We start from the raw sequence: 13,878 nt of genomic DNA, 5'->3' as shown, positions 1-13,878 counted from the left end.
TAGTTTTGCAAAAGTAGCGAAAATCCAGCTTTTTTGCAATTTAAATTTGTGTTAAAAAAATACGAATAATGTAATTATTTTGTTTTTAAAATAAATAATTTACAAATTATGTAAAATTATTCGATTTTAAATAAGAATAATTCAATTTTAATACCATCGTCTTCTAAAAAGACCTAGCAGTACTTGAGGATCTGCAGTAAACTTAAATCTGATTTTTTGATCATAGTTGGGTTGACCAATTTCCCATCCTAAATTAGAATACATTGGGAAGTAAATTTCAAAATAATCAGTAACTAAATTGATTCTAATTCCAGAATCGTAAACAAATTTAGCTGAGTCAAACTTATTTTTAACGAAGCCTAAATCACCATATGCAAGTATATATTTCCAAAGTGTTGTACTAGTATTTACTGTGGTTATCCATTGGTTTGCAAAAGGTGTTTCTAATTTTGACTTAAAGCCACCTTCAGCCTCAATAAATTGCTGACTAAAAATTCCTGAAGCTTCTGAGCGTCCTAAATAATTGTAGTCAAATAGATAATCTGTTGGTCTATCCAAGGCAAAACTAAAATAGTTAGAAGCTGGGTCAGTATTGTTTTTTAAAAATGTCCCTGCGAAAAATCGAATATTTATTTGTCGATTACTTTCAAAAAGGCGTCTAAATTCATAATTGAAAGAGATTTTACTAAAGTCTTTACCAGCTTGAAAATCAGTATTCCATTTACTATAATTAATCAAATTGTCATTAGAATTAACATATCGAATATTGAAAATACTATAGTTTGGTTCTGTTGTGGTTAAAATATTATTAACGTCTCTATCTCTATTAATGTTTACATGTCTTAAACTTAACCATTGCCTTTTATTAGACCTAAAATCATCATTTTGTCTAAACTGAAATTGTATTGAAGGGGTAATTTGTCTAACAAATAAATCTTCGGCATAAGAGTTATAACCTCCCGCAATTCCATAATGAATAGCATAAAGATTTTTGTTTTGAACGTAGTGTGTTTTGAATATTGAAGCAGACCCAGTTATTGATTTAGACTTAAAAGCGTAACGAGGAGCAATTTTGTAGTTGAACAGTTTTCTTAGTACTGTTTTATTGTAAATTTTTGCACCAGCTGTAAAACCATCATAGATATTGTTAAACTCTGCAATAGGCATAAAAAAGACTTGATTATAATTTGGGTCTTCAACATCTTGAAAAACTCTAAATTGCAATGGTTTGTTGTTAAAAAAGAAACCTTTTAATGACTTCCAGTTATCTCTTAAATTAAATTCAGGGATTTTATTATTGTAATTTAAAACGAGTTTGTTAGCGTCTAATCTAGGTATTGTAATAGTTTTATTGCCATTAACATTTTCAACCCAAGTTTTAGATATAATACTATCATTTTTTAGACTATAAAGAGAAATTGGCATTTTATTCTCATTCTTATTCTTTATGGTTAAAGTGATGGAATCTTCGGTTTTTTTTACTTTTTTGATTTTAAAATCGATACTCTTTCTTGTTGATATATAATCTTCAAAAAACCAATTGATGTTTTTATTAGTTTTTGATTTAATGAAATTTTCAAAACTAGCTGTTGTTGTTGGTTTTAGCTTATTTTGTTTTAGGAAAGCTTCAATACTTTTTTCTACAATATCTTGATTAACAAAATCATCTAAATATTTAAGACCAACACCAGCTTTATATTTGTTAGCAATGCTTTTGTTAAACTTTAATAAAGAATCTTTAGCCATAGTTAATGGTTGATCTCTATTTGTTCTTGCCATAAGCATGTATGCTAAAACATATTTATCATTAAACTTCATGTCTGCAGCATGAAATGAGCGAACGCCCCATAAATTAGCTATGGTGCCAAGAAACTTCATGTCTGGGTAATGTTCTTCTACATAATTCATCAGATAGTAAATCTGAATACCATCAAGAAGCCATTGTTCTGTTCTAGGATTTATTAAAAGTGTATTTTCAAGGTAATTGTGTAATGCTATTTTTAGGATTTTCAATTCATATTGAAAATGATTTGGATATGGTTTGATAAAACTGGGTAAAAAATTAAGTCCATAAAGCGGATCTTTATCATAATCAATTTGAGTAAGTAGTAATTTTTTATGTGGATAATCACCAAAATTTTCAAAAATAAAGTTAGTTACTTTTTCAGTGATTAATACTTTGTCAAGCACCTCTAATCCTTCATCTTTTATATTTGATATTATGGAGAGCTTATCTGTTTGAAGTGTCTTAAAATTAGAATTTTTATTTAAAAATAATTTATTATCAACCCTGCCTTTTCCTTTTAATTTAATTATTTGTTTGTCAGGATATTGAGTTGTATTACTTGAATTTAATTCAGAAGTTAATGCGTATCCATTTGGGTATTCGATTTCCAAAGAAACATCAGATTTAGGAATGAATAAATCATCTAAATTTTTATTACTGTAGTATTGCCATTTTCCGTCATAAATAGCAGGTGTAATATACCAGTATCTTAAGTTGATATCTCCTTCATTTGTAATACCATATTTTGTGAATTTTGCACTAGGTATTTTTACTAAATATTCTAATTGAATAGTGTAAGATGTATTTGGCTTTAGAGGTTCTTTTAATTCTACTTTTAGAACATCTATTTGATTTTTTAATTGGTTGTAAGTAAGATCTTCTCCATTTTGCTTAATTGAAGTTATTACAGAGTAACCTCTATCTTTGTTTTTTGCTAGATGAAAATCATTATTATATTCATCTGCTATTCGAATAGCTAAAGGTGTTTTTTTTGTAGAAAAGCTATTGTTCCAATCATTCAAATAGATAGTTTGCAAAACATCATTTGTTGTGTTTTGATATTGAATGGTTTGAGAAATCGCTATTTGCCTATTTTCAATATCAAAATCTGCTTTTAAGTCAATTTTATTTTGACTAAAAGTAGAAAAGCAGATAAATAGTAAAATAATACAATTAAGAGTGTATTTTCTCAATTTCTATAGCATTTACGGTTAATAATTTCATGTAAGGCGTCGCAATATAGTAAAATATGGTGGTTTGAGAATTGACTTAATAATTATTATGCATACATAATTACTAATAAATATTATCTAATTTTACTTGATTGTTTTTAGAAGTTAGGACTTAAGCCAGATTCTTTATAAAATGCGTCAAGAATAGATATTACTTCCTCTTCTGTGTCAACTAAATGAATAAGATCTAGGTCTTTAGCGCTAATATTTCCAAACTCATCTAAAAGTGTCTTTTTTACCCAGTCCATAAGGCCTTCCCAAAAATCAGTTCCAACAAGAATAATGGGGAATCTTTCACTTTTATGTGTTTGAATTAATGTGATGGCTTCAAAAAGTTCATCTAAAGTACCAAAGCCACCAGGCATAACAACAAAACCTTGAGAGTATTTAACAAACATTACTTTTCTAACAAAAAAGTAATCAAAATCTAAACTTTTATCCGAATCTATATATGGGTTATCGTGTTGTTCAAATGGTAAATCTATATTTAAACCAACAGAGGTTCCTCCTCCTAAATGAGCGCCTTTATTTCCAGCTTCCATTATTCCTGGTCCACCACCAGTTATAACCCCATAACCAGCTTCTACAATCTTTTTAGCTACATTTTCTGCAAGTTTGTAGTATTTATGATCTGGTTTAGTTCTAGCTGAACCAAAAATAGAAACACAAGGACCAATTTTGCTCATCTTTTCATAACCATTTACAAACTCTCCCATGATTTTAAAAATAGCCCAAGAATCGTTTGTTTTTATTTCATTCCAGCCTTTGTAGTGTTTTTCTTTTCTCATATTTAAAGTTTATGCGTTTATGCTTTAAATTGTTTATTTGTTTTTAAAATATCCAATTATTTCAAATTTAGTTCTTTTTTAAGAAACTTTGCGGTGTAGCTTTTTTTGTGTTTAACAACTTGTTCTGGTGTACCCTCTACAATAATTTGTCCACCACCTTTACCGCCTTCATAGCCAATATCGATAATATGGTCTACGGTTTTTATAACATCTAAATTATGCTCAATAATTAGCACAGTGTTACCTTTGTCTGCAAGTTTGTTAAGAACTATCATAAGAACACGAATATCTTCAAAATGAAGCCCTGTAGTAGGTTCATCTAAAATATAAAAGGTGTTTCCTGTATCTCTTTTAGAAAGTTCTGTTGCTAGTTTTATTCTTTGTGCTTCACCTCCCGAAAGTGTTGTGCTTTGTTGACCAAGCGTGATATAACCTAAGCCAACATCTTTTATGGTTTTTAATTTTTTATAGATTTTCGGAATATGTTCAAAGAACTCTACAGCCTCATTCATGGTCATATTCAAAACATCACTGATATTTTTACCTTTGTATCGAATTTCTAGAGTCTCACGATTAAAACGTTTGCCTTGGCAGGTTTCACATTCCACATAAACATCTGGCAAGAAATTCATTTCTATAACACGTAAACCTCCACCTTGACAGGTTTCACATCGCCCACCTTTTACATTAAAACTAAAACGACCTGCTTTGTAACCACGAATCATAGCTTCGGGTATTTTTGCAAACAATGCTCTAATTTCACTAAATGTTCCTGTGTAAGTTGCAGGATTACTTCTTGGTGTTCTGCCTATTGGCGATTGGTTTATGTCAATGACTTTATCAATATGATCTAGCCCTTTAATACTTTTATATGGCATTGGTTTTTTAACACCATTAAAATAATGAGCGTTTAAAATAGGGTAGAGCGTCTCATTTATTAATGTTGATTTTCCGCTTCCTGAAACCCCTGTTACGCCTATCATTTTTCCTAATGGAAATTTTACTGAAACATTTTTTAAATTGTTTCCTGTACAACCTTTGAGTTCTAAAAACTTGCCATTGCCTTTTCTACGTTTTTTTGGAACTTCAATTTCTTTACTACCATTCAAATAATCAGCAGTAAGGGTGTTATGAGATTTTAACTCATCAGGATTTCCAATACTTATAATATCTCCACCATGTTTTCCTGCTTTTGGACCAATATCAATAACGTAATCAGCACGCTCAATCATATCTTTATCGTGCTCAACAACAATTACTGAGTTACCAATATCTCTAAGTGAAATTAACGAGTTGATAAGTTTTTCATTATCACGTTGATGTAACCCAATACTTGGTTCATCTAAAATGTAAAGCACACCAACGAGTTGCGAACCTATTTGAGTTGCTAATCGAATACGTTGTGCTTCACCACCAGATAATGATTTTGAGCTTCTGTTTAGTGATAAATAATCTAAACCAACATCTAATAAAAACTGAAGTCTAGATTTAATTTCTTTAACAACCTCTTCTGCAATTTTTAATTGTTTTTCAGATAGTTGTTCATTTAGATTTTTGAACCATTCTGCGAGTTCAACTATATCTGTGTTAGCAAGTTCTGCTATATTTTTGTTGTTTATTTTGAAATAAAGTGATTCTTTTTTTAGACGAGACCCTTCGCAAACTGGACATTTAATTTTGTCCATGTAATCTTTTGCCCATCGTTTTAGAGAGCGAGATTCTGCTGTTTTGTATTGATTTTCTATAAAGTTTGCTACACCTTCGAAATCGATTTTATAATCTCGAGTAACACCTAAAGTTTTGCTTTCTACTGAAAATTTATCATTACCTCCATAAAGAATAATTTGTTTTGCTTCTTCAGGGATGTCTTTATAGGGGTCGCTTAATTTAAAATTGAAGCGTTGAGCAATGGTTTCAAATTGCTTAAAAATCCAGCTGTTTTTTTGAGGACCGTGAGGCGCTAAAGCTCCAGATTTTATTGATAAAGAATGGTCTGGAATTATTTTATTTTCATTGATTTGATAAAGTTCTCCAATACCGTTGCAATTTGAACAAGCGCCTTTTGGAGAATTGAATGAAAAATTATTTGGTTCTGGATTTGGATAGGATATACCAGAGCTTGGGCACATTAAACTTCTACTAAAATAACGTGTTTCTTGAGTGTCTTGATCGATGACTAAAAGCACATCTTCACCATGATACATGGCTGTATTTATAGTTTCGGTAAGGCGTTTATCATTATCAATAGTATCGTCTATAACTAGCCTATCAATAACAATTTCTATATCGTGAGTTTTGTAGCGGTCAAGTTTCATACCTTTTACAATGTCACGAATCTCCCCATCTGTTCTTACTTTAACGAATCCTTGTTTTGCTATTTGCTCAAATAATTCTCTGTAATGTCCTTTTCTTGAACGAATTACTGGTGAAAGCACATTAATGCGTTTGCCTTTAAAATCTTTTATTATTAGCGCTTTAATTTGCTCATCACTATAGCTAATCATTTTATCGCCTGTATTGTAACTGTAAGCATCACTGGCGCGAGCAAAGAGTAAACGCATAAAATCGTAAATCTCAGTAATGGTGCCTACTGTAGACCGTGGCGATTTGCTTGTTGTTTTTTGTTCTATGGCAATAACAGGGGATAAGCCATCAATTTTATCCACATCTGGACGTTCTAATCCACCAAGAAATTGTCTTGCATAAGCGGAAAATGTTTCGATGTATCTGCGTTGTCCTTCAGCATAAATAGTATCAAAAGCTAGAGAGGATTTTCCGCTACCTGATAAGCCTGTTATAACTACAAGTTTTTCACGAGGAATAGATACATCAATATTTTTAAGATTGTGTACTCTAGCTCCTTTAACTTCAATATTATCTGTGAATTGGCTCATAAATTGGCAAAAGTTGCGAAGTTACGAGTTTTGAGTTTAAAAAGGAAGTGGGTTTAGATTGTAGTTTGTTAAATTATTGATAAGTTAAACCCTCATAAAACAAAAAAAAGGAAGTAGTAATCTACTTCCTTTTTTTGTTTTTGCTTATTAATTATGGTTTTACTTTAACAATTTCTCCAGCATCAATAGATTCCGTATAGTTAGCAGTAACATTTTTTAAATACCCGAAAAACTTTTTCCCGTCTTTTCTTTCAAGAGTAACTTGAACCTTTCCGTTTTTATCTGTAACTTTTTTAACAATTACCAACTCTTCATAAACGCTATTATAATTAGCTAAACCTCCACGTTTAACAATGAAGTTTAATCTTGGAAAATGAATGTGTTTAAATGATACACTTTTTGGTTGTTTAATTTTTAAAACATCTCCAACTTTTGGGTCATTATTGTTCAAATCTGTACTTGTAGTTGCAAAAGAAACACCACAAACAAAGTATAATAAGTAAAGGATTTTTTTCATAACTGTTAGATTTTTGACTTGTTTAACAAAAATAAAAAAGTAAAATATGCTTTACTAATAGTAAAACTATCATTTTGTTTTTAGCTGATTTTTGACAACCCTATTTATTGGAGGGTATAAAACTTAAAATTTTGATTTATAGTGGTTTTAACCTTTTTAGGAGTATATGTTAGTGTTAGGGGATTTGCTAATTTTCTGTTTTTGGGGTATTAGTTTATAGGGAATTACTTTGAAGCCACTTTTTAGTGTTTAACAAAATTTTAACTTTTGGTTTGAGAATTGGTATAAAGTTTTATGCGGATAATTTTGCCTTATGGTTTGAATGTTAAATTTAGCGGATTGATGCGCAAGGGATAGAAGTGGATAGCCCACAGCGCTTTTTTGCGCGAGGACTTGTAACGGATAGCCCGACCCTTTAGGGTTGCGCCATGAAAAACAATTATTTGGTTCCTTTTACACCATCAATCTCTAGACCTAAAAACAAAAACTTATGAAACGTTGGTAGTTGCGCGCCACTTTCTGTAGTTGTCCAATTACTCCATGTGGCTTCTAAACCATCTATTGGTAGTAAAGATGTCCACATTTTAAAGGCTTTTGGTTTGCCGTTATCATTAAGCAGCCATAAATATGTGTCTCCAGGTGTAACGCCGCCAGATGTATGAGTTACCAATAATGCGTTTTTGTTGTTTTTTATTATTCTGCGCTCTACACCTTTATCAAAAACCTTGTAAGGCGCAAACATCCAAAAAGAATCGTTGTAAAAGTAATTAGTAGCTTTTTCGATAAGTTCTTTGGCCATGTCACTTTCATTTTTAAAGCTATGAATATAGACTTTGCTTTTTGAAGTGTCATTTAAATTAAGAACAACTTTATTTTCTTTCCAAAAAACTGTGCAAATGTTATTTTTTTTATCCCACTCGTAGTGGCGTCTTTTTTTAAAGGTCCATTCTATATAATTGGTTTCTTTGAAAGCTTCGTAATTAAGAGCTTCTAACATTTTATAAGCCAAAGTATCAGCTTGTTCGCTTTCTATTCCTGTAGGTAAATCTTCGTTGTATTTAAAGTAAAGAAATCCAAAGAACAACAGACTTGGAAGTGTCAAAAAAATGATGACGCCTGTTATTATTTTTAATATTTTTTTAGGTTTAACCGCCATAAAACGGGTTTTTAGTTTGGGTTTGTTAATGGCTAAATTATTAAACAAGAATGGTTTAGGAAAAGAAAATGCTTAAAAACCGACAGCAGTATCATCTCCTCGGTAATCTGCACCACCCTCATACGAGTTATCCTCTAAAACAAGTATTCCGTCGACCTTGCCAATTACTGGTGAGTCTTTTTCGTTAATCGAATAACCTAAATTTTCAAGTTGTTTAATTAAGTTTCTATCAAATAAATTGGGTTCCATTCTAACTTCGTCTGGTAGCCATTGATGATGGAAACGAGGCGCATTTACAGCTTCTTGCATTGTCATATCAAATTCATGCACATTTAAAATAGTTTGTAATACAGATGTGATGATGGTTGAACCTCCAGGGGTCCCTACCGTCATAAGTAATTTACCATCTTTTTCAACAATAGTAGGAGTCATAGAACTTAGCATGCGTTTTTCAGGTAAAATACTATTAGCTTCAGCTCCAATAAGCCCAAACATATTTGGAACTCCAGGTTTACTACTGAAGTCGTCCATTTCATTATTTAAGAAAAAACCAAGTTCTGAACAATACAGTTTAGAGCCATAAGCACCATTTAATGTGGTTGTGCAAGCAATAGCATTTCCAAATTGATCAACAATAGAGTAGTGTGTAGTTTCATTACTTTCTATTATTTGAATGTTGCCGTGAGACACATCACTTGATATGGTAGCTTTGTCAAAGGAAAAATTTGACATTCTTCCGCTTAAATAATCTTCTTTAATTAATGTTTCTAAGGGGATTTTAACAAAATCAGGATCTCCTAGATAGAAACTTCTATCTGCATATGCACGTCGTTCAGCTTCTGTTATGGCTTGAATTGTTTTTAATGAATTATGCCCGTATTCATCCAAATGAAATGGCTCAATCATTTTCATGATTTGTGCTAAACACACACCGCCGCTTGAAGGTGGCGCCATGGAAATGATTTTTAAATCATCATAAGTAAACGTAACTGGTTCTCTCCATTTCGCTTCGTATGATGCTAAATCTTCCTCTGTAATAATACCTCCGTTATCTTGAATGAATTTGGCAAGTCTTTTGGCTGTTTCACCTTTGTAGAATTCATCTCTACCATGTTTTAAAATACGCTCGAAGGTATTGGCTAATTTAGGATATTTGATAACTTCGCCTTCTTTCCAAGTTTTATCAAAGAGAATAGAATCTTTATTTGCTTTAAAAAATAGAGGCTGGTATTTTTTTATTTTTTTTTCTTGTTTTTTAGTAACAACAACACCTTTGTGCGCTAAAGCTATTACGGGTTTTAGAATATCTTCCATAGGTAAAACACCTAACTTTTTATGAACATCAAAAACACCAGCTATTGTTCCAGGAACTCCAACAGCCATAGCTCCTAAGGTGCTTTTTTCAGGGATTACTTCTCCGTTTTCATCCAAATACATGTCTTTGGTGGCCGTCATTGGAGCCTTCTCTCTAAAATCGATAGAACCTATCTCGCCATTTGCTTTTCTGTAAACCATAAAACCGCCACCACCTATATTACCAGCAAATGGGTAAGCAACTGCTAAGGCTAATTGCGTAGCACACATTGCATCAAAAGCGTTACCACCTTTTTCAAGAATATCACTACCAATTTGAGAAGCCTCTGCACGGGCAGAAACAACCATGGCGTTTTTAGTAATTAAACCTTTTACGGGTTCTTTTTTAGTTTTTTTACACGAAATAAAAAGGCATAGTGCTAGTACGATGGGTAAACAATGTTTAATCATTTAGTTCTTGGTTTAAATCGTTTAGTTTTTGTTTAGTAGAGTTAATTAGTTCATCAAAAAAAGTAGAAAACTCATTTTCAAACTCTGAATAAAAGGTTTCTAGTTCCACAACAGCTTCATTCATGCTAGAGCGATTTTTTGTGCGCCTATTCATGCCGTCTAAAACCCTAGAGATGCCTTCAATAGATGCATAACTTAATAACCAATTATCTGCTAACATATATGGCATCATTTTTTGGATTCTTACAGGTAGTATATCGAAATTAGCTTCTAGAGAATCGTAAAAATGTTCTACGTATTCATCTAATGGTATATCACAATATGTATTCCAGTTTTTTGCTAAAAAATGATCGTAAAGTATATCAACAATTACCCCAGAATAGTGTCCATATTTTTCATGAAGCCTTTTTGTGCTTAATCTAAATGTTTTATGCGCATCAGTATAAGTGTCAATATGTCGGTGTAATAGAATACCAATTTGGATGTGTTTCGGATATTTTTTGTACTGCTTACCTTTTATGCTATCTGCAATAAAATTTCCGATGGTAATTAAATCGTTATCACCAGATAGGTAAATGTGCGCTAGGTAATTCATTCGTGAAATTTACGAATTCCGTATTAAGAAAACCGATTTTGAAATACTATATTTGCTTTTTAATAAAAATATATATGACACTTATAAAATCAATTTCAGGAATTAGAGGGACCATTGGAGGGCAAGTAGGCGAGAACTTAACACCTATAGATGCAGTAAAATTTGCTTCAGCTTATGGCGTTTGGTTGAAACAACAACGAGATAAAGATAATCATAAAGTTGTAGTTGGTAGAGATGCTCGTATTTCTGGAAAAATGATTCAAAATTTAGTCATGAATACACTAATTGGTTTGGGAATTGATGTTGTAGATGTTGGTTTATCTACAACGCCAACTGTTGAAGTTGCAGTAACTTTAGAGCATGCTGATGGTGGAATTATATTAACTGCAAGTCATAATCCAAAAGAATGGAATGCTTTAAAACTTTTAAATGCTAAAGGTGAATTTTTAGATGCCATTGAAGGTGCAAAAATTTTGGATATCGCTGAAAGTGACGACATGGATTTTGCCGATGTAGATAGTTTAGGTAAAATAACAAAAAATAAAGCTTACATAGATTTACATATAATTGAAGTTCTAGATTTAGATTTAGTAACTGTTAAAGCCATTGAAGAAGCGCGTTTTAGAGTGGTTGTTGATGGTGTAAACTCCACAGGAGGTATTGCTATACCATTACTTTTAGAGCGTTTAGGGGTTGATGTTATAAAGATACATTGCAACCCTAACGGACATTTTCCACATAATCCAGAACCATTAAAAGAGCACTTAACAGATTTATCTGATGCTGTTAAAAAGCACAAAGCAGACTTTGGTATTGTTGTAGACCCAGATGTTGATCGTTTAGCTTTTATGGATGAAAATGGAGAGATGTTTGGAGAAGAGTACACTTTAGTTGCCTGTGCAGATTATGTGTTAAGCAGAACTCCAGGAAATACAGTGAGTAATATGAGTTCAACAAGAGCGTTACGTGATGTTACTGAAAAACACGGTGGCATGTATGAAGCTAGTGCAGTAGGCGAGGTAAATGTTGTAAAACTCATGAAAAAAAACAAAGTTGTTATTGGTGGCGAGGGTAACGGCGGTATCATATATCCAGAGGCGCATTATGGTCGTGACGCGTTGGTAGGTGTTGCACTATTTTTAAGTTTATTGGCAGATAAAAACATAAGTGTAAGCGCGCTTAGAAAAACCTACCCAAGCTATTTTATGGGTAAAAAGAAAATCCAATTAACACCAGGTTTGGATGTTGATGGAATTTTAAAAACCATAGAAGAACGTTATCAAAACGAACAATTAACAACTATTGATGGTGTTAAAATAGATTTCTCTGAAAGTTGGGTACACTTACGTAAAAGTAATACCGAACCAATTATTAGAATTTATACTGAAGCAAAATCGCAGCAAGAGGCCGATACTTTAGCCGATAAATTTATTGCTGAAATAGGCGAAATTGCGGGAATTTAGAATTTTTATTTGAAGCTATTTCCCGCTTTCTACTATATCTTTCTGCGATGTAGTCCATAATTTGTATAGGAATATTGCTTAACCCTAGGTGAGTTGTATTTTATAAGGTCATTACTTAAATCTTCGCAAAAAGGATGCCACTTCAATCGGGGCTAAACCATCTGCCAAAGTTTGTCATTTATCAAAAGACAGGATTTTAATCAATAGCTTTACAATAAAGTTGCGTATTCCATATATTTGTTAGAATCAACTAACTAGTAAAAACCAATCTGATGAGCAAACTGCAAGATAAAATGTTTCAAGAAATTAAAAACAGAAACATCTTTGAGCAATCACAACAGTATGCTTTTGAGTATTTAGAAAATATTTTTGATAGAAACGTCTATCCCACAGAAGATGCTATAAGCGATTTATCAAATTTTGATGAAGACCTACCTGCTGAGTCTACAAAAGCAGAAAATGTATTAAACCAATTGCATGTATATGGTAATGAAGCGACTACAGCAACTTTGGGAGGGCGCTATTTTGGCTTTGTGTGTGGTAGTGTGGTTCCTGTTGGTTTAGCAGCAAAACAGTTAGGTACATTCTGGGATCAGTCACCAGCATTACATGTGCTTTCTCCCATTGGAAGTAAATTAGAAGCTGTAGTTGAAAAATGGTTTATAGATTTATTTAACTTGCCTAAACAGACTTCAGCTGGTTTTGTAAGCGGTACATCTGCTGCTAATTTATGTGGGTTAGCTGCTGCAAGATATAGAATTCTTAAAAAAAATAATTGGGATATTAATGAAAAAGGACTCAGAAACGCTCCAGAAATTAGAGTAGTAACGGGTAAACACGCACACTCTACAGTATTAAAAGCTGTGTCGGTTTTAGGTTTAGGAAAAGAAAATATAGAATGGGTAGATGTTGATAATCAAGGTAGAATTATCCCAGAATCTATTCCAGAATTAGATGAAAATACGATACTCATATTACAAGCAGGAAATGTAAATAGTGGCGCTTTTGATAACTTTGATGTCATCTGCAAAAAAGCAAATAAAGCTGATTCTTGGATTCATATTGATGGCGCTTTTGGATTGTGGGCTGGTGCTGTAGATGAATTAAAATATTTAACCAAAGGAATCGAAAAAGCATCCTCTTGGGCGGTCGATGGTCATAAAACATTAAATACCCCTTATGATAGCGGTATTGTTTTATGTGCAGATAAAGAAGCTATAACCTCTGCGCTTCATATGACGGGAAGTTATATTATAGAAAGTACAGAAAGAGATGGTATGTTCTTTACACCAGAAATGTCTAGAAGAGCTAGAGTTATTGAATTGTGGTCAATCATGAAGTATTTAGGGAAAAATGGAATAGATGAGATGATTTTAACTATGCACAAAAGAGCACAACAATTCTCAAATGAAATTAGCCAAATACCTGGATTTTATGTTGAAAATGATGTAGTATTTAATCAGGTAGTAGTAAGATGCGACTCTGATGAATTAACAGATATAGTGTTAAGTAATATTCAAATGCTTAGAGAATGTTGGTTGGGAGGCTCTGTTTGGTTTGGTAAAAAAGTCATGCGAGTTAGTGTGTGTTCTTGGGCAACAACAGAAAACGATATTTCTAGGTCTGTTAAATCTTTTGAAAAGGCTTTAGCATTAGTCAAAATATAATTTAAAATAATAGAAA

Annotated in this window: 9 protein-coding genes; 2 read left to right on the top strand and 7 right to left on the bottom strand. The window is 32.2% G+C overall.

All coding sequences use genetic code 11. The annotated features are described in order from the left end of the window. Positions 1 to 147: 147 nt before the first annotated feature. The 7 genes from DIS18_RS09725 to DIS18_RS09695 form a co-directional block, all read right to left on the bottom strand. Positions 148 to 2,979: a gluzincin family metallopeptidase gene (locus DIS18_RS09725; RefSeq protein ID WP_109352886.1), complete on the bottom strand. Its 2,832-nt coding sequence runs from the start codon at positions 2,977 to 2,979 to the stop codon at positions 148 to 150. A 137-nt stretch (positions 2,980 to 3,116) separates the two neighbouring features. Further along, a complete protein-coding gene (locus DIS18_RS09720; protein WP_109352885.1) occupies positions 3,117 to 3,806 on the bottom strand; it encodes an LOG family protein in 690 nt (229 codons plus the stop codon). A 56-nt stretch (positions 3,807 to 3,862) separates the two neighbouring features. Then, the gene (gene uvrA, locus DIS18_RS09715) at positions 3,863 to 6,700 is read right to left on the bottom strand and encodes an excinuclease ABC subunit UvrA (protein ID WP_109352884.1); all 2,838 of its coding nucleotides are present in this window, start codon (positions 6,698 to 6,700) and stop codon (positions 3,863 to 3,865) included. Between the two features lie 151 nt (positions 6,701 to 6,851). Beyond that, positions 6,852 to 7,217 carry a hypothetical protein gene (locus DIS18_RS09710; RefSeq protein WP_109352883.1) on the bottom strand — a complete coding sequence of 122 codons (366 nt, stop codon included), beginning with the start codon at positions 7,215 to 7,217 and terminating at the stop codon, positions 6,852 to 6,854. Between the two features lie 439 nt (positions 7,218 to 7,656). Then, complete coding sequence (locus DIS18_RS09705; protein ID WP_109353234.1) at positions 7,657 to 8,373, bottom strand: hypothetical protein; 717 nt, start codon at positions 8,371 to 8,373, stop codon at positions 7,657 to 7,659. 72 nt (positions 8,374 to 8,445) lie between these two features. After that, a complete protein-coding gene (gene ggt, locus DIS18_RS09700) occupies positions 8,446 to 10,137 on the bottom strand; it encodes a gamma-glutamyltransferase (RefSeq protein ID WP_109352882.1) in 1,692 nt (563 codons plus the stop codon). Then, positions 10,130 to 10,732 (bottom strand): acyl carrier protein phosphodiesterase, encoded by a 603-nt coding sequence (locus DIS18_RS09695; RefSeq protein ID WP_109352881.1) that lies wholly within the window; start codon positions 10,730 to 10,732, stop codon positions 10,130 to 10,132. The genes ggt and DIS18_RS09695 overlap by 8 nt, the downstream gene beginning before the upstream one ends. Positions 10,733 to 10,806: 74 nt before the next feature. Here DIS18_RS09695 and glmM point away from each other — a divergent pair, with 74 nt between their 5' ends. Then, positions 10,807 to 12,195, top strand: coding sequence for a phosphoglucosamine mutase (glmM, locus tag DIS18_RS09690; protein WP_109352880.1), 1,389 nt, complete (start codon positions 10,807 to 10,809; stop codon positions 12,193 to 12,195). A gap of 272 nt (positions 12,196 to 12,467) precedes the next feature. Further along, on the top strand, positions 12,468 to 13,862 hold the full coding sequence (locus DIS18_RS09685) for a pyridoxal phosphate-dependent decarboxylase family protein (RefSeq protein ID WP_109352879.1): 1,395 nt from the start codon (positions 12,468 to 12,470) through the stop codon (positions 13,860 to 13,862). Positions 13,863 to 13,878: the final 16 nt, after the last annotated feature.

The sequence above is a fragment of the Algibacter marinivivus genome, assembly GCF_003143755.1.
In the GTDB taxonomy this organism is placed as follows: domain Bacteria; phylum Bacteroidota; class Bacteroidia; order Flavobacteriales; family Flavobacteriaceae; genus Algibacter_B; species Algibacter_B marinivivus.
Note: the sequence above shows the minus strand (reverse complement) of the source record. Positions and strands in the feature narration are given on the sequence as shown.